The organism is Streptomyces sp. SLBN-31, assembly GCF_006715395.1.
In the GTDB taxonomy this organism is placed as follows: domain Bacteria; phylum Actinomycetota; class Actinomycetes; order Streptomycetales; family Streptomycetaceae; genus Streptomyces.
On the sequence record NZ_VFNC01000002.1, the window covers coordinates 491822 to 509190 of the forward strand.

Annotated in this window: 16 protein-coding genes; 10 read left to right on the forward strand and 6 right to left on the reverse strand. The window is 72.2% G+C overall.

Annotated elements, in window-relative coordinates:
- Positions 1–11: 11 nt before the first annotated feature.
- The 4 genes from FBY22_RS22175 to FBY22_RS22190 form a co-directional block, all read right to left on the reverse strand.
- The gene (locus tag FBY22_RS22175) at positions 12–1580 is read right to left on the reverse strand and encodes an FAD-dependent oxidoreductase (RefSeq protein WP_142148566.1); all 1569 of its coding nucleotides are present in this window, start codon (positions 1578–1580) and stop codon (positions 12–14) included.
- Positions 1577–2308 (reverse strand): methyltransferase domain-containing protein, encoded by a 732-nt coding sequence (locus FBY22_RS22180; RefSeq protein ID WP_142148568.1) that lies wholly within the window; start codon positions 2306–2308, stop codon positions 1577–1579. Before FBY22_RS22180 ends, FBY22_RS22175 begins: the two co-directional genes overlap by 4 nt.
- Positions 2309–2350: 42 nt before the next feature.
- On the reverse strand, positions 2351–3544 hold the full coding sequence (locus FBY22_RS22185) for a lycopene cyclase family protein (protein ID WP_142148570.1): 1194 nt from the start codon (positions 3542–3544) through the stop codon (positions 2351–2353).
- 73 nt (positions 3545–3617) lie between these two features.
- The gene (locus tag FBY22_RS22190; protein ID WP_142148572.1) at positions 3618–4217 is read right to left on the reverse strand and encodes a sigma-70 family RNA polymerase sigma factor; all 600 of its coding nucleotides are present in this window, start codon (positions 4215–4217) and stop codon (positions 3618–3620) included.
- 337 nt (positions 4218–4554) lie between these two features.
- Here FBY22_RS22190 and FBY22_RS22195 point away from each other — a divergent pair, with 337 nt between their 5' ends.
- From FBY22_RS22195 to FBY22_RS22230, 8 genes are all read left to right on the forward strand, one after another.
- Complete coding sequence (locus tag FBY22_RS22195) at positions 4555–5796, forward strand: polyprenyl synthetase family protein (RefSeq protein ID WP_260845067.1); 1242 nt, start codon at positions 4555–4557, stop codon at positions 5794–5796.
- On the forward strand, positions 5793–7337 hold the full coding sequence (crtI, locus tag FBY22_RS22200; protein WP_142148576.1) for a phytoene desaturase family protein: 1545 nt from the start codon (positions 5793–5795) through the stop codon (positions 7335–7337). The genes FBY22_RS22195 and crtI overlap by 4 nt, the downstream gene beginning before the upstream one ends.
- The gene (locus FBY22_RS22205) at positions 7334–8353 is read left to right on the forward strand and encodes a phytoene/squalene synthase family protein (RefSeq protein ID WP_142148578.1); all 1020 of its coding nucleotides are present in this window, start codon (positions 7334–7336) and stop codon (positions 8351–8353) included. Before crtI ends, FBY22_RS22205 begins: the two co-directional genes overlap by 4 nt.
- Positions 8350–9345 carry a DUF5914 domain-containing protein gene (locus tag FBY22_RS22210; protein WP_142148580.1) on the forward strand — a complete coding sequence of 332 codons (996 nt, stop codon included), beginning with the start codon at positions 8350–8352 and terminating at the stop codon, positions 9343–9345. Before FBY22_RS22205 ends, FBY22_RS22210 begins: the two co-directional genes overlap by 4 nt.
- Before the next feature lie 126 nt (positions 9346–9471).
- The gene (locus tag FBY22_RS22215) at positions 9472–9642 is read left to right on the forward strand and encodes a DUF5670 family protein (protein ID WP_142148582.1); all 171 of its coding nucleotides are present in this window, start codon (positions 9472–9474) and stop codon (positions 9640–9642) included.
- A gap of 100 nt (positions 9643–9742) precedes the next feature.
- Entirely contained in the window at positions 9743–10630 is an 888-nt protein-coding gene (locus tag FBY22_RS22220; RefSeq protein ID WP_142148584.1) for an oxygenase MpaB family protein, read from the forward strand.
- A 79-nt stretch (positions 10631–10709) separates the two neighbouring features.
- Positions 10710–11579: an alpha/beta fold hydrolase gene (locus FBY22_RS22225; RefSeq protein ID WP_142148586.1), complete on the forward strand. Its 870-nt coding sequence runs from the start codon at positions 10710–10712 to the stop codon at positions 11577–11579.
- 55 nt (positions 11580–11634) lie between these two features.
- Positions 11635–12741 carry an AI-2E family transporter gene (locus tag FBY22_RS22230; RefSeq protein WP_142148588.1) on the forward strand — a complete coding sequence of 369 codons (1107 nt, stop codon included), beginning with the start codon at positions 11635–11637 and terminating at the stop codon, positions 12739–12741.
- Here the strand turns inward: FBY22_RS22230 and FBY22_RS22235 are convergent.
- Entirely contained in the window at positions 12738–13289 is a 552-nt protein-coding gene (locus FBY22_RS22235; RefSeq protein ID WP_142148590.1) for a phosphatase PAP2 family protein, read from the reverse strand. The genes FBY22_RS22230 and FBY22_RS22235 overlap by 4 nt on opposite strands.
- Positions 13290–13447: 158 nt before the next feature.
- Between FBY22_RS22235 and FBY22_RS22240 the strand changes: the two genes are divergently transcribed.
- The gene (locus FBY22_RS22240) at positions 13448–14326 is read left to right on the forward strand and encodes an SDR family oxidoreductase (RefSeq protein ID WP_142148592.1); all 879 of its coding nucleotides are present in this window, start codon (positions 13448–13450) and stop codon (positions 14324–14326) included.
- Between the two features lie 278 nt (positions 14327–14604).
- Positions 14605–15321 (forward strand): LppX_LprAFG lipoprotein, encoded by a 717-nt coding sequence (locus FBY22_RS22245; protein ID WP_260845068.1) that lies wholly within the window; start codon positions 14605–14607, stop codon positions 15319–15321.
- Positions 15322–15786: 465 nt separating this feature from the next.
- Here FBY22_RS22245 and FBY22_RS22250 read toward each other — a convergent pair whose 3' ends face one another.
- Positions 15787–17328, reverse strand: coding sequence for a lysyl oxidase family protein (locus FBY22_RS22250; RefSeq protein ID WP_142148596.1), 1542 nt, complete (start codon positions 17326–17328; stop codon positions 15787–15789).
- Positions 17329–17369 lie beyond the last annotated feature (41 nt).

A 17369-nucleotide genomic window follows, 5' to 3' on the forward strand; every position in this document is an offset into this window, starting at 1 on the left:
CCGGGCAGCGCTCACGGGCGCGGCGCGGCACCCTGCCCGCGGGCCGCCAGGGCTCGCAGCAGTCGGCTGCGGCCGCGGTCGGGCACGGTCCACAGTGGGTGGCCGCGTACGCCCCACGACTGCAGAAGGACGTTGGCCGCCATGAATCCGCTGGTGGCGGCCCGCTCCATCAGGGCGACCGGCAGGTCGGTGCGCACCAGATCGCCCGCGAGGACCAGGCCGCTGTGCGGGGTGCGTACGCCCGGGCGGTCGTCGTAGCCGCCGACCGGGAACAGCGGGCAGTCCTGGCGCCATTCGTGCCGCTGGTCGAGGATGCGCGCGTCACGGGTCTCGGGGTAGACGCGCCACAGCTCCTCGATCAGCCGCTTGGCCTCCACCTCGGGGTCGCCGTCTTCGGGCAGCGCGTAGCCGTGCAGTTCCACCACGGAGCCTGCGGTACGGGAGGTCCAGCGGGCGGCCTCGCCCTCCCAGCGCTCCAGCACGCTGACGTTGTCCAGCGGCCCGTATCCGGCCGTGCCCAGGAACCCGGGCCGGCGGCGGTCCACGGGCCGGTCCAGCCAGAGCCGGGAGACGAGGAACGGCGGCGCGGTGCGCAGTCGGTGCACGCGTTCGCGCCAGGTGGTGTCGCAGAGCCCGGGCGAGCGGCCGACCAGCGAGCGCAGCCCGGGAGTGTCGAGGGCCAGGACGACCGTGTCGTGCCGTGTCGCCCGCCGGTCGGCGAGGACGGTGAAGGCGCCGTCCTCGGTGGGTGCGACCTGTGCGACGGGCGTGGAGGTGCGCAGCGTGGCCCCGTGCCCGCGCAGGTAGTCCCCGAGGGGTTCCCACAGGGCGGTCGGAAAGGGCTCGCGGGGGACGTCGAAGAGCAGTCCCTCGGCGCTGCCGAGGAAGTAGATGTGGAACATCAGGACCATCTCGGCGGCCGAAAGTTGGCGGGGGTCGGCGAAGAAGCTGCGCGAGAAGACCTCGAATGCGAGGTGGCGTGCGGCCTGCGGGAAGCGCAGGGACGCGAGGAAGTCGTGGGCGCTGACGGTGTCGAGGCGGGCGTAGACCTCCGGGACGCGGACGTCGAGCAGTGGCAGGGCCGCGGCGGGGTTCATGCGGATCAAGTCCCGCGAGCGGAAGGACGGGCTGAGCGCGACGAAGCCCAGTGCGCTCAGCGGCGGGGTGCGCGGGACCCTGCGGAAGCTGTCGTGCAGTCCGGCGCCGTGGCGCAGCGGGTAGTCCGGCAGGCCGGTGAAGCCGGCCAGGGTCCGGTCGGTACGGCTCAGCAGGCCGCGCAGGTTGTAGTACTGGCGGAAGAACGCGTGGAAGCCGCGGCTCATGGTGGCGGTGGAGCCGTCGTACAGCTCGACCGGCCAGCCGCCCACGCGGCCGCCCAGGTAGGGCTCGCGTTCGTACAGCGTCACCTCGACACCGCGTTCGGCCAGTGCCGTCGCGGCGGCCAGCCCCGCGATGCCGCCGCCGACCACGGCGGTACTGCGCGGTGGTCCGCCGACCCGGGCGGAGCCGGGCGGCGGGGGCAGGTACACGGCGCGCCGGTCGCGGCCGGGGCGGGCGGGGTGCGCCCTGGGGCCGGTCATCGCGCGGCCCGCGCCGTGGTGCCGGCGCGCCGGCCGACGACGGTGTGGGTGATGCCGGTCTGCCAGCCGGGCAGCGGCAGCGCGCGTACCTGGTCGAAGCCGTGGGCGCGCAGACGGTCGGCGAAGGCGTCGACGGTGTCGAAGTCGACGACGCTGCGCCACAGGTGGCGGTACAGCTCACCGTCCCCCAGCGCGGTGGCGACGGGCAGTACCAGCCCACGGCACACGGCCGTCCACACGGCGCGGTGGGCCGGACGGCCACTGAGGGTGTACTCGTGCACGGCGAGCCGCCCGTGCGGGGCGAGCAGGCCGTGGACGGTGGACAGGACGGCGTCGGGGTCCGAGACGTTGCGGAAGAGGTAGGCGGCGAACACCGCGTCGAAGGGGCCCTCGACGCCCGCCTCGGCGAGGCCTTCCGCCGGGGCGCACACGAACCTGACGTTCGCCGGCCAGGGCTTGGCCGCGGCGCGCTGAAGCATTCCCGCGGAGGCGTCCACGGCCGTGATGCCGGCGCCGGGCAGCGCGGCGCAAAGGGCGGCGGTGGAGGCGCCCGTGCCGCAGCCGAGGTCGAGGACGCGCAGTCCGGTGCCGGGGCGGGGCAGACCCAGTCTGCGGGCCGAGCGGCGCAGGTGCGCGTGGTAGCCGGGGTTGGCGGCCACCAGCGTGTCGTACGACTGCGCCGCATGGTCGAACGCGGTGGCCAGGTCCGCGTCGCGCAGCAGGGTCATGCGTTCTCCTGGGTCGGTGGGGCGGGCGGGGCGCACCGCGGTTCAAGAACCGGTGAAGGGGCGCCGGGGCAGCCGCGGGACTTCCGCGGCGGCGCGGAGCATGGGCAGGACGGGGGTGTGCAGGCCGATGCCCAGATCCTCGGGCAGCCGGGTCGTGCCGTCGAGGAAGCGCAGCAGGCGGGCCATGGGTACGCGGGCGAACAGGCCCGAGAAGAACGCGGCACCGTCCACCAGACCGCTGTCGAGCGCGTGCAGCAGTACGGCGTCCATGGCGCGCGAGCGCGCGGAGTGGGCTTGCGGCGGCACCGGCCGGCGCCCGCGGCGCAGGGCGGTGGCCACGGCCGCGGTCTGCCGTTGCAGGCCGGCGAAGGTGTAGCCGGTCGAGGGCCGGGTGGCTCCTCCGGCGGCGCCGATCCGGAAGACGGACGGCGCCGTCTGGCGCGCGAACGGGGCGTCGGTCATGGGGATGACACCGGTCTCGGTCCCGACGACCTCGTAGTCCTTCAGGCCGAGCACCGAGTCGGTGTAGTGGCTGAGCGCGGCGTCGTAGGCGTCCTTCGACAGGACGGACGGGGAGAACTCCGTGTACTCCACGAGTGCCTGCCGGGTGCCGGTGGGCAGCACGTAGCCGAAGGAGAGGCCTTTGGCGGGCTGGGCCGTGCGGAAGTCCATGAGTTCGGCCCGGGACGGGTCGAAGGCCGGGCGGCCGGTGCGCAGGAACCAGCCGCGGAAGTGCTGCAGCAGGGTGGTGCGGGCCGCGGGCAGGCTGCCGGGCGGACGAGAGTCGAACACCCAGCGCGCCCGCACGGACCGCTCTCGTCCGTTCGCCGCGTGTGCGTGGATCTCGGCGCCTTCCGGAAGTGCTTCCACGTGGTCGACCGTCGCTTCGAGGCGCTCGACGCGGCCGCTGCGCTCGAGGTCGCGCCCGACCAGGGCCTCGAAGTCCTCCGAGCGGATCATCTTGTAGGTCAGCGGCGCGATGTCGTCCTCGATGGGTTCGCCGGTGGGCGGGTGCACGCGCAGGTGCCGCCACGAGGCGGTCAGGGCGGCGTCGTAGCGGCCGCGGCCCGCTTCCCAGAAGCACCAGGTGCGCTGGGGCGGCCGCAGCGGGCCGGGCGGGGCGTCGACCAGGATCGCGGACAGGGGGCGGCCGCCGGCCGGGGGTCGGGACAGACGGTGGGCCAGGGACAGCCCCGCCGCTCCGGCTCCGATGATGGCGACCTCCGCCTTGAGCACGACCGCCTCAACCCCTTTCGCGTATCGGACAGACGACAGCATTCCCGGAGCGGTACCCCTGCGGATGCGATGGTCACCCGCTCGCCAGGGGTGAATTTCCGGCGTCGTCCGTGTCGAGGCGGCGGGCGAGGCGGTGCAGCCCGCGGCGGACGTGGCTCTTGACGGTTCCCAGGGGCCATCCGGTGAGCTGGGCGATCTGGGTCTGGGTCAGGTCGTCGTGGAAGGCGAGGTTGAGCACGCGGCGCTGCGGGGCGGGCAGCCGGGACAGTTCGTCGTCCAGGAGCACCCGGTCGAGCGACGCCTCCGGCCGTACCGTCTCCTGGTGGGCGGTCACCAGGAGTCCGGCGCCCGCGGCGGCGACGAGTTCGGAGCGCCGGGTGCGTGCCGCGAGCGCGTCGGCGATCTTGCGGCGGGTGATGCCCACGAGCCAGCCCGGCAGGGTGCCGCGGTCGGGGGCGAAGCCGGCGCGGCCCCGCCATGCCGCGAGGAACACCATCTGGGTGACGTCCTCCGCGTCCCTCGCGTCTCCCAGGGAGCGCTTGGCGAGGCCGTACACGAGCGAGCGCCAGCGGTCGTGGACGACCTCCAGGCATGCCTCGTCTCCGGCGAGGAACCCGTCGACGAGTTCGGCGTCGTCGAGGAGGTCTGCGCGGGTCTGCGGGGCGGTCGTCATGACTACTCCTCTGCTTCGCCAGGTGGCCGCCTGGAGCGACTGTGACGACCCCACCCTCCAAAATCGATGCAGCGAGGACAACTTGCATCGTCTGTGCGTCGAAACAAGCGTCGTGCGGTGCACGGCCATCCGTGTCACATCCGCGAACAAGACCCCGGCATGCGCCGTAGCACCAGCCCATCGGCGAGTAGATGTGTTCGCATAAGCACACCCCTCAAGACCCTGCATCTCTCCGCGTCGTTTTCCGGATCGCGCCGCATCCGTCTTGGCGACCCGGCCCGAACCGATGACGACGAAGCCAGCTCTGATCACGAGGATCTCGATGACGGGAACCGGCATGAGCCCCACCGCGGCACAGGAACACCGCCCTCACGGCACTCGGCGGCACAGCGCGCATCCGACCGGATCGGACGCTCTGCGTGCCGTGGACGCGGACGTGCCCGGCGCCGTACGCGGTGTGCTCGCCGAACTGCTCGCCCGGCGGCTCACGGCGGCCGAGGCCGTCGATCCGCTCTTCGCCCGGGACCTGGCCGCCCGGGTCGCGCGCTTCACGGAGGACGGCGGCAAGTACAGCCGCTCCCGCCTGGTGTGGTGGGGGATGCGGGCCTGCGGCGGCGACCGGTCGGTGCTGCGCGCCACCCTGCGCGTCGGCGCCGCCCTGGAGCTGATCCAGACCTGCGCCCTCGTCCACGACGACGTGATGGACGGGGCCCCGGTGCGCCGCGGACGCCCCTCACTGCACGCCGAGATAGCGGACCGGTACGCGAGCGAGACCTCCGCCCCGCGCGCCGCCCGGCTGGGCCACGCCTCCGCGATCCTCGCCGGCGATCTCGCCCTGGCCTGGGCGGACGACGTGGTGGCGGACACCGAACTGTCCCGGACCACCGCGCGCGAGGTGCGGGACCTGTGGCGCGCCATGCGCATGGAGATGGTCGCCGGGCAGTACCTGGACGTCCACGGCGAGGCGACCTCGGCCAGGTCCCTCTCCCGGGCGATCCGCGCCGCCTGCCTGAAGAGCGCCCTGTACTCCGTGGAGCGCCCGCTCGCCCTGGGGGCGGCGCTGGCGGGAGCCACCCCCACCACGACCCGTGCCCTGTGCTCGGCCGGCCGCTGCGTCGGCATCGCCTTCCAGCTGCGCGACGACCTCCTCGACGTCTACGGCGACCCCCGCGACACCGGCAAACCCCCGGGCGGCGACATCCGCAGCGGCAAACCCACCTACCTCGCCGCCGTCGCCCAGGCAAGGGCCGAGACCGCGGGCGACGGACATGCCCTCGCCGTCCTGCGCGACACGCTCGGCCGAGCCGACCTCTCCGACGCCGAACTGGCCGCCGTACGCGAGGTGTTCGAGGTCACCGGGGCACGCGGCACCGTCGAGGCCAAGATCGACCGGCTCGTGGCCCAGGGCCTGCGCCACCTCGACGGCGCCCTGCTCGCGCCGCACGCCGGCAACACGCTCCGCGCGCTGCTGCGCTCCGCGGCCGGCACACCACCACCGGAGACACCCGACGCCGCCCCGGACGACGTCGTCCCCGTCTCTCTGTCGCTGACCACCCCGGACGAAGGGGCCCGCCGATGACCCGAACCGTTCCCGGGCGCACCGACCACGTCGTCGTGGTGGGCGCCGGCCTGTCGGGGCTCGCGGCAGCCCTGCACCTGCTCGGCGCCGGGCGCCGGGTCACCGTGGTGGAGCGCGACGACACCCCCGGTGGCCGCGCCGGACGCCTGGTGCGCCACGGCTACCACATCGACACCGGTCCCACCGTGCTGACCATGCCCCACCTCGCCGACGAGGCCTTCGCCGCCGTCGGCGACAGCCTGCGCGACCGCGTCGACCTGGTGCCGTTGCACCCGGCCTACCGGGCGCGGTTCGCCGACGGAAGCACACTGGACGTCCACACCGACGCCGACGCGATGGAGGCGGAGGTCGAACGCTTCGCCGGCGCGCGCGAGGCCGCCGGATACCGCAGGCTGCGGGTCTGGCTCGAGAAGCTCTACCGGGCACAGCTGCGGCGCTTCATCGACGTCAACTTCGACTCCCCGCTGCAACTGCTCACCCCCGACCTCGCCCGTCTGGCCGCACTCGGCGGATTCGGCCGTCTGGACGCGCGCATCGGCCGCTTCCTGCACGACGAGCGACTGCGCCGGGTCTTCTCCTTCCAGTCGCTGTACGCGGGCGTGGCGCCCGAACGCGCCCTGGCCGCCTACGCCGTCATCGCCTACATGGACACCGTGGCCGGCGTGTACTTCCCGCGCGGCGGCATGCACGCCCTCCCCCAGGCCATGGCGGACGCCGCCGAGGCGGCGGGAGCGGACCTGCGCTTCGGCCAGACCGTCACCCGTCTGGAGCGTTCCGGCGACCGCGTCACGGCAGTCGTCACCGAGGACGCGCGGATCCCCTGCGACGCCGTCGTCCTCACCCCCGACCTGCCCGTCACCTACCGGCTGCTCGGACACGTCCCCAGGCGGCCGCTGTCCCTGCGCTTCTCCCCCTCCGCCGTGATCCTGCACGCCGGCACCGACCGCACCTGGCCGTGGCTGGCCCACCACACCATCTCCTTCGGCGCGGCGTGGCAGCGCACCTTCCGCGAACTCACCCAGACCGGACGCCTGATGAGCGATCCCTCCCTGCTCATCACCCGCCCCACCACCACCGACCCCACGCTCGCGCCACCCGGCCGGCACCTGCACTACATCCTCGCCCCCTGCCCGAACACCCGACTGGGGCCGAGCGCGACCGCCTGGGGCGACCTGGCCGCCGACTACCGGCACGAACTGCTCACGGAACTCGACCGGCGCGGCCTGGACGGCATCGCGTCCTCGATCGAGGAACAGTGCCTGGTCACCCCGGCCGACTGGCACGCGCAGGGACATGCGGCCGGCTCCCCCTTCTCCGCCGCCCACACCTTCGCCCAGACCGGGCCCTTCCGGCCGCGCAACCTGCTGCGCGGCACGGTCAACGCGGTCCTCGCCGGGTGCGGCACCACACCCGGCGTCGGCGTGCCGACCGTCCTGCTGTCCGGCAAGCTGGCCGCGGCGCGCATCACCGGCGGTGCGGGCTCTCCTGGCGCCGGTGCCCGCCCCCGGCCCGCCGCCCGCCGGGAAGGGAGGCCCGCGTGACGGACCGCGAACTCGACGCAGCCGGCATCACCGACCCCGGCCTGCGCCAGGCGTACACCCGGTGCCGGCAGCTGAACGCGCGGCACGGCAAGACGTACTTCCTGGCCACCCGGCTGCTGCCGGTGCAGCGCAGGTCCGCCGTGCACGCCCTGTACGGATTCGCCCGCTGGGCCGACGACATCGTCGACACCCTCGACCCGGCCGCCACGGACCAGGACCGCCGAGAGCAACTGGCCCGTCTGCAACGGGACCTCACGGCCGGACTGCGCGACGGCGACAGTACCGAACCCGTCGTCCGGGCCCTGGCCGACACCGCCCGCCGGTACGCCATCGACCACCGGCACTTCACCGACTTCATGACCGCGATGCGCGCCGACCTCGACGTCACCGACTACGCCACCTACGCGGACCTGCGCCGCTACACGTACGGCTCGGCCGAGGTGATCGGGCTGCAGATGCTCCCGGTGCTCGGCACGGTCGTACCGCGCGAGGAAGCGGCACCCCACGCGGCGGCACTGGGCGTGGCCTTCCAGCTGACCAACTTCCTGCGGGACGTCGGCGAGGACCTCGACCGCGGCCGGGTGTACCTGCCCGCCGACCTGCTGGCCGCACACGACGTGGACCGGCAGCTGCTGCGCTGGAGCCGCGACACCGGACGACCCGACCGCCGCATCACCGCCGCCCTGCGGGACTTCGCGGACCTGACCCGCCGGGTCTACGACGAGGCGGCCCCCGGCCTCGCCATGCTCGAACCGGTCTCACGGCCCTGCATCCGCACGGCGTTCGTCCTCTACGGCGGGATCCTGGATGCCGTCGCCGAGGACGGCTACCGCTCGGTGCAGCGCCGGGCGGTGGTCTCCCGCCGCCGGCGCGCCACCGTCGCCCTCGACGGCCTGACCCGCGTGGCCGTCGCCCGGCTGCGCGGTCGGCCGGCCCCCGTCGCAGTCCCGGCCCCGCACCCCGCGCCGCCCACACCGGCGATCCCGCCCACGCCCACGCCCGAGAAGGTCACATGAAACCGCGCCGCTACCCCATTGCCCTGCGGCGGAACGCACCGCGCTGGGAGAAGCAGCAGCCCACCTGGCGTCAGGCCCGTCCCGGCGCCATCGCCGAGGCCCTCAAACGGGCCCAGGCACGCCCCTCCGGGAACTGGTACGTCGTCGGCGCGACCCGCGACGTACGCGAGGACCGGCCCCTGTCCGGCACGGTGGCCGGCCACGAGATCGTGGTGTGGCGCGCCGCCGACGGGCGGCTCGTGGCGGGCCCCGGCATCTGCCCGCACCTGGGCGCGCCGCTCGCCGAGAGCCCGGTGCGCTGCGGCACGCTCGTGTGCCACTGGCACGGCATGGCCCTGGAGGGCACGCCGTTCGCCGGATGGGACCCGGTGCCGGTGCACGACGACGGGGTTCTGGTCTGGGTGCGCCTGGACGCGGTCGGCGGCGAGGCACCGCTGGAGGCGCCCGTCGTCCCCACCCGCCCCCGCCTGTCGGGTTCGGTCGCCGCCGTGTACAGCGGCATCGGGATCTGCGAACCCGAGGACATCGTCGCCAACCGCCTCGACCCCTGGCACGGAGCCTGGTTCCACCCGCACTCCTTCGTGGACCTGACCGTGGCCGCGGCGCCCGGCGCGGACGCCGCCGCCGACGACGGGTTCACCGTCGACGTCTCCTTCAAGGTCGCCGGACGGCTCGTCGTACCGGTACGGGCGGTGTTCACCAGTCCCGAACCGCGCACGATCGTCATGCGCATCACCGAGGGCGAGGGCCGCGGCTCCGTCGTCGAGACACACGCCACGCCCCTCGGGCCGGACGACCGGGGGCGGCCGCGCACCGCCGTGGTGGAGGCGGTCGTTGCCTCCTCGGAGCGTCCGGGCTTCGCCGTGGCCCGCGCCGCGGCACCGCTGCTGCGCCGGCTCATGGTGTCGGCCGCCGGCCGGCTGTGGCGCGAGGACCTGGCCTACGCGGAGCGCCGTTGGCTGCTGCGCTCCACCGGCCGCTTTCCCGGCTGATGCGGCACGGGGACACTCGATGCGAAAGCAGAGCGAATTCCCGGTCGAGCCGGGATCAAACAGCTTTGAATTCCCTGCGTAAGGTGCATCTTCCGGGGCACATGAAGCGCCGGAGGTGTTCGACAAATGGTTCCTTTGCTTCTTGTTCTGCTGCTTGCTCTGATTCTTTTCGGTGCCGGTTTCGCACTGAAGGCACTCTGGTGGATCGCGGTCATCGTCCTGGTGCTGTGGCTGCTGGGATTCGTGGTCCGGCCGGCCGGGAACGGCGGCCGCAGGGGCCGCTGGTACCGCTGGTAGAGGGAGCGGCAAGACAGAGCGGGTCCGCGGCTGCACAGCCGGCGGGCCCGCTCGGCCGTTTTCCGAACCGCACAGCGACCGAGAGAAGGTTCCTCGGCTGATGAGACTCATCCCCCTCGGCGGCCCCGGGCTGCGACAGCAACTGGGCCAAGGCCTTTTCACCCGTGTCGCCGGCCCCGACGGCCCGCGCAACCGAGCCCGTATCCACGGCACTCCCGGCCCGCGCTGGTTCGGCCCGGAACGGCCCATACGCCGGGTGCACGGGGACGCGTCGATGTTCATCGGCGGCCTGTCCGCCCTGCTGCTGCAGTCCCTGCACCCGCACGCCATGGCGGCCGTCGCCGCCCACTCCGGCTACCGCGGTGACCCGTGGGGCCGGCTGCAGCGCACCAGCACGTTCCTCGCCACGACCACCTTCGGCACGGTCGAGCACGCGCAGGAGGCCTGTGCCCAGGTCCGGGCGGTGCACGAACGCATACGGGGCCGCACCCCCGACGGCGACCCCTACCACGCCGCCGATCCCCATCTGCTCGGTTGGGTGCACGCCGCCGAGGTCGACAGTTTCCTGCGCGCCCACCAGCGCTTCGGCACCGCGCCCCTGTCCGACGACGGCTGTGACGGCTACATCGCCGACACCGCGCGCGTCGCCGCCGAGCTGGGCGTGCTCGACCCGCCCCGGAACCGCGCGGAACTCGCGCGCCTGCTGGACGACTACCGCCCGGAGCTGCGCGCCTCCCCGCAGGCCAGGGAGGCCGCCCGCTTCCTGCTGCTCAACCCGCCCGTCCCGCTGGCCGCCCGGCTTCCCTACGGAGTCCTGGCCGCCAACGCCGTCTCCCTGCTGCCCGACTGGGCCGCCCGCGAACTGCGCCTGCCCAGGCTGCCGTTGGTCGACGAGTGGTGCGTCCGGCCACTGGGGCAGGCCGTCACCTCGGCGGTGCGCTGGGCCATGGCCCCCTCGCGATCGGCGCCGGCTCCGACGGCGAGCTGACGGCCGCGCCGGGTCGTGTGCTTCACCGCCTCGGGGGTACCGGGGAGGCTCGGTCGGCAGGAGGCGGGAGGCCACAGCCTTGTTCGAGGACTTCGAGACCAAACAGATGGACGTCGGCGAGGCATCGGCGTTCGTCCGTTACGGCGGCGAGGGGCCGGCGGTCGTGCTGCTGCACGGCCATCCCCGCACGTCCGCGACCTGGCACCGGGTCGCCCCTCGCCTGGTCCGGCGCGGTTTCACCGTCGTCTGCCCGGACCTGCGGGGATACGGCCGATCGGCCGGCCCGGCGCCGACCCCTGACCACGCCGGGTACTCCAAGCGGGCCGTCGCCGGGGACGTCGTCGCGGTGATGCGCGCCCTGGGCCACGACCGGTTCGCGCTCGCCGGGCACGACCGCGGAGGCGCCGTCGCACTGCGGCTGGTACTCGACCATCCCGACGTCGTCACGCGCGTGGCACTGATCGACTGCCTGCCCATCACCGAGCACCTGTCCCGCATCACCACCGAGTTCGCCACCCAGTGGTGGCACTGGTTCTTCTTCGCGCAGCCGGACATACCCGAGCGCGTCATCAACGCCGATCCCGACAGCTGGTACCGCGGCGACCCGCACCGGATGGGACGCGAGAACCACGACGAGTGGCGGGCGGCCATGCGCAATCCCGACGTGGTGCGGGCCATGCTGGAGGACTACCGGGCCGGACTGACCATCGACAGGCGGCACGAGGACGAGGACCGCACCGACGGGGTACGCATCCAGTGCCCGGCCCTGGTCCTCTGGTCGCTCCAGGACGACCTGGAAGACCTCTACGGCGACCCGTTGAAGATCTGGCAGCAGTGGGCGGTCGACGTCCGCGGCCACGGCATCGACGCCGGACACCACGTCGCCGAACAGGCCCCTCAGGCCCTCTCGTCCTCACTGGCGGACTTCTTCGCCGGGCGAACCGAGTAGGACGTACGACGGGACCGCGCCGTTTCCCCCACCGGGTGCCGGGCACCCAGTGGCCATGGAAAAGCGTCCCGTTCCGGTACGCACCATTCTCGCCGCCATCGGTCTGGTGCTCACTGCCTACGTCGCACTGCAACTGGTGGTGCAGACCCGCCGGGTCCTGGTCTGGATCGTGATCGCGCTGTTCTTCGCCGTGGCCCTGTACCCGGCGGTCGACGCGCTGGAGCGGCGGATCACACGCTGCCGGCGTTCGGTAGCCACGTTGCTGGTCTTCCTGCTCGCGGTCGTGATCGTCGTCGGCCTGGTGGCGCTCTTCGTCACCCCGCTGGCCCAGGAGGGCAGCCGGCTCGCCGGCCGTTTGCCGCACTTGGTCGAGGACGCCCGCGCCGGACGCGGCCCGGTCGGGGACCTGCTGGAGCGCACCCATGCCCTGCGCTACGTCCAGCAGCACCGCAGCCAGATCCGCTCCTTCGCGACGGGGCTGGGCACACCCGCCCTGGCGTTCGTCCGCAGCGCGGCGACCACCGTGGCAGGCGCCGTCACCATCTTCGTCCTGGCGTATCTGATGGTTCTCGAAGGGCCCAAGGTCGTCCAAGGTGTGCTCGCCCTGACCGACGAGACCCGCGGCGCACGCATCCGCCGTGTGGGCGCCGAGTGCGCCCGCACCGTCAACGGCTACCTGACCGGCAATCTCCTGATCAGCGTCATCTGCGGTGTCCTGACCTATGTGATGCTGCTGATCGCCGGAGTGCCGTTCGCCGGACTGCTCGCCCTCTTCGTCGCCATCGCCGACCTCATTCCCCTCGTGGGAGCCACGCTGGGTGCCGTCGTCGCCTCGGTCGCGGCATTCATCCATTCCCTGCCGGCCGGCATCGCCGCCATCGTCTTCTTCATCGTCTACCAGCAGGTCGAAAACCATCTCCTGCAGCCGGTGATTCTGTCCCGGACGGTGAAACTCAATCCGCTCACCGTTCTGGTCGCTATTCTGCTGGCCGTCGAGATCGCGGGAATCCTCGGGGCCCTGCTCGCCATTCCCGTCGCCGGAATGATCCAGGTCATTCTCCGCGACATCTGGACCCACCGCGAAGGCCGGCCGCTGAAGCTGCCCATGCGGGGCGACGAGAACCCCGAAAGGCCCGTCCGGGCCGTCACGGACGCCGACTAGCCGATCAGCGACCGTCGTACGAGACGCGGCGCGTAGCGAACCAGACCGGCGCTGGCGAGCCCGATGGCGGCGCCGGCCACGACGTCGGTGGGGTAGTGCGCTCCGCTCCACACCCGTTCGACGGCCACCATGGCAGCGGGCACCGCGCACAAGGTGCCCGCCGGCGGCCAGGCGGGGACGACGGCGGCCGCGAAGGCGGCAGCGGCGGCGGTGTGACCGGAGGGAAACGACGAGGAGTCGGGACGGTCCTCGACCTCGTCGTGCGGAAACCATTCTTCTGGTGGCCGGGGCCGGTCGGTGAGCTGTTTGCACAGACCGCTGCAGATCACCTGGGCCACCACCACGGCGCTCAGTCCGCTGACCGCGGCCAGGCGGCCGCGCCTGCCGCCGAACATGGCCATCGTCCCCGCGGCGGCGCACCACAGCTTCGTCTTCTGCGCGGCCGACTCCACCGCCGTCAACGCTTTGCCGATTCGACCCGGAATTCGGACGGCAGCGTGCCGTGTCAGCATCCGGTCGCTCTCGCACACCTCCGTCAGCACCCTCATGAACTGCGGTTTCCCCAAGAGCACGACTCATAACGGCTCTGGGCGCTCATCGTTCTCCGGTGTGGTCCCCGCCGGTTCGGGTACTTGGGGGAACCGCACAACGGGCTTCACGCCGGACGTCGTACCGGCGTCGCGGCGGCACATGAGGAGGACGAACCGTGGCCCAGCCACAGCACCCCACGCATCAGCATCCGCAGCCGGACTTTCCCTCCCAGGACCAGCCCCATCCCGGCTGGACCGGCCCGATGGACCCGCCCCCGGACCACGGGGAGGAGTCCTACCGGGGCAGCGGCCGCCTGGCGGGCCGCAAGACCGTGGTCACGGGCGGGGACTCCGGAATCGGCCGCGCGGTGTGTCTGGCCTTCGCCCGCGAGGGCGCCGATGTCCTCTTCACCTACCTGGAGGACGAGAAGGACGAGGCCCGGGAGACGGCACGGTTGGTGGAGGAGGCCGGGCAGCGCGCCCTGCCCGTCGCCTGCGACATCCGCGAGGAAGAGAACTGCCGGGCTCTGGTGGACCAGGCGGTGGGCGAGTTCGGCCGCATCGACGTCCTGGTGAACAACGCGGCCTACCAGATGTCTCAGCCGGACGGTATCGAGGCCATCTCCACCGAGCAGTTCGACCGCGTGCTGCGCACCAATCTCTACGGCATGTTCTGGCTGACGAAGTTCGCCGTGCCGCACATCCCGGAGGGCGGCAGCGTCATCAACTCCACGTCCGTGCAGGCGTACAAGCCCAGCCCGCATCTGCTGGACTACGCCATGACCAAGGGCGCGATCGTCACCTTCACCCAGGGGCTGGCCCAGATGCTGATCGACCGTGGCATCCGCGTCAACGCGGTGGCCCCGGGCCCGGTCTGGACTCCCCTGATCCCTGCGACGCTTCCGGACACCGCGGAGTTCGGCAAGCAGTCCCCGATCGGCCGCCCGGCACAGCCGGCGGAGATGGCCCCGGCCTATGTGTTCCTCGCCTCCCAGGAGGCGTCCTTCATCACCGCCGAGATCGTCAACGCCACCGGCGGAACACCGCTGCCGTAGGAGCGCCTTCGACGACTGTGTCACCCCGGCCCCGCGGCCGGGGTTTCGTCGATGCCGCTCCTGGTACCGGAGGACCGAAGGAACAACACCGATGCGGAAATCAGGAGTTGAGCCGAATGAAGCGGTCCTTACCCGTGTCCCGTCTGACTGTGTGGGGTACCTCCGGCCTTGTGTCCGTCGCACTGCTGGCGGGATGCGGCAACGACGACGGGAAGGGTGCGAGCGGTACCCATGGACCTGCGTCGGAGGCCGGGACGCAACAGTCGCCGGCACAAGTTGTGCAGGCCACCAACGCGAAGACCACGCAGGCGAAGACCGCTCGCATCACGCTGTCGACCACCGTCGCCGCCGGCTCCGACGACGAGACGATCACCGGTTCGGGCGTGCTCGATCTCCGCGACGGCACGAGTCGTATGCGGATGGGCCAGGGCAGCAAGCAGCTCGAACAGCGCGTCGTCGACCACGTCCTGTACGAGAAGCCCCCGGCGGCGAGCGGCCAACTCCCCAAAGGCAAGAGCTGGATGAAGGTGGACCTGCGCCGCCTCGACACCTCGCGGAGCGGCGGTGGCGCCGCGATGAGCGACCCGGCCGACTCCTTCGCCTACACCAAGTCCCTGTCCGAGAAGGACGTGCGCAAGGTGGGCGAGGAGACGGTGAACGGCGTGTCCACCACGCACTACCGGGCCGCCCTCGATCTCTCCGAGCTGGCCAAGGGCGACTCGGCACGGGAGCGTGAACTCCGCGACCGCCTCGGAGACAGCGTGCCCGTGGACCTCTGGATCGACGAGAACGGGCGCACCCGTCGCCAGCAGCTCCAGATGACGGTCAAGAACTCCGCGCGGTCGACGGGCTCCAGCGCCTTCCCCCGACAGACCCACGCGAAGGTCGTCATGAACTTCAGCGACTTCGGCACCGCGGTGGACGTCGCCGCACCCCCGGCCGGGCAGACCGTCGACGTCACCGCCAAGGTGTCCCAGCAGGCTCGTGCTCGATAAGCGGTGAGACGTCGAGGATGGTTGCAGGGCCAGGCAGTCACCTCTGCCGTGACGAAGTCAGGTCTGCAACCGTTCGACCTGGTGATGCTGGACTCGGACACCGCCGCCTGGATTTCCATTTGGCTCGAGAGCGGGGACGAGCGCGAGGTCGAAGCGGTCTGATTCGCCGCATCGCCGCGATCTCTGACGCAATGGCGCCTGACACTCGTAAATCTCGTTGTCGAAGCTCTCGGAAGCCGTGCCCTCCGTCTGGGGGGTGAGCCGCGGCTATGCGCCGCATGCCGAGCTGGATCGGCCTCCCCGAGCCAGCCCTCGCACTCGGCCTCGGCGATGCGGGCGACGAGGCTGTCGCGGATCTCCGCCAACCGGCCGCGCTGGGCCGGGTCCGGCGGGAGAAGCGAGCAACGAACGCAAGAAGGGCGGGCGGCCCCGCTGGACCGCCCGCCCCTGAGTGCCCCTGTCGGATCAGGGCGCGTCGACGAGACCGTAGGCCGGGACGGTCACCGTGCGGGCGCCGGTCGTGCCGCCCAGGACGACCTTGCGCAGGGAGACGTTGTTCGTGGTGCTGGTCTCCTTGAGCCGGTGGTCCGGGTTGGCGATGACCTGGATGTAGTACGTTCCGTTCGGCAGGTCGGTGACGTCGAACGACTGGCCGGGACGGATCTGGCTGTAGGTGTCGCCGTTGCCGACGTCCAGGACCTCCCGCACGGACACCGAGTTCTCCTCACCGCAGGCGGTGGCGAGGTCGGTGTTGTCCGGGTGCCAGTTGGCGTTCTTCACCGTGTAGTCGACAGCGTCGGTGTTGGCCAGGCAGAACGCCTCCTTGCCGCTGCGGACGATCTCCTTCTTGTCCGCGCCCAGCAGCCGGTAGCTGGCGAAGTCGTGGAAGTGCCAGTGCTGGTGGCCCTCCCTCGGGTCCCACTCCATGCTGCCGGTGGGCGTGTAGCCGACCTGTTTGCCGTTGGCGTCGTAGAAGTACTGGTAGGCGTCCATCGTTTCGGCGCCGGGCTTGCGGAAGCCGTCGACGACCAGCGGGGAGGGGCCGCCGTTCCACACCGTGGCGCCGAAGGCCAGGTAGTCCTTGCCGGCGGCCGCTCCCATGCCGCCGTCGGAGCCGTCGTTGATGGCGATGCCGTACGCGGGCAGGGCCTTCAGGTCGGGCTTGGGCAGGGCGGCCGCGTCGGTGCGGGCGCCGGTCGGGCGGTGCTTGTTGGGCTTCAGCACATGTGAGGCGGCGCCCGTGGAGGACTTCCCCCTCACCTCGCCGTCGGCGGCACGGGTGCGCGGGGCCACGCCCTCGCCGCCGTCGCCGACGTCCTGCACCGTCACCTTGATCGACTGCGGTTGGTCCGCCATGCCGAAGAGGTCCCGGTACTTCTTGGCCACGTGCACCGTCGCCGTGTACTCACCGGCGGCGAGGTCCGCGGGTTCGCTGGTCCAGCCCTGGCTGACACCGGCCGCCCAGCCCTGCTCGGTCCCCCACACCCCGCCGAGGGTGAAGGGGTTGTCCGAGCAGCCGCGAGGGTAACGGGAGGTCGCCGGGGCGTCCGGGCGGACGCGTCCGGCCCGGTCGTTCGGGCAGAAGGCCTGCTTCTCGTTCAGCACCTGCTTGCCCGCGGCGTCGGTGACCGTGACGTCGAGGAACCCCGGCAGGCCCGTGAAGTCCTTGACCAGGCCGGCCGGAAGGGTCTTGGTGCGCGTGGCACCGCCGCTGCGGATGATCTGCTGGGCGACGACGGGGTCGTTGTAGGACTTGCGGGTCACCCGGAACTCCAGGGCCGCCTTGTCCACGGTGATGTAGGTCCCGAGGTCCAGGTAGACGCCCGGCTCGCCTCTCCAGCGTTCGAGGGTCACGGACTTGGACGCGGCGATCAGTTTGAGTTTGGGGACGACGGGTGTCGCCGCCGTGGCGGTGGGAGCGACCCCGGCCGCGGTGGCGGCCATGGTGAGCGTCGCGGCGGTGGCGATCGCCGAACGACCTAACGTGCTTCTGCGGTACGCGGTCATCGAATCCTCGTTCACAAGTGCCTGACGGCATCTGGCGGATG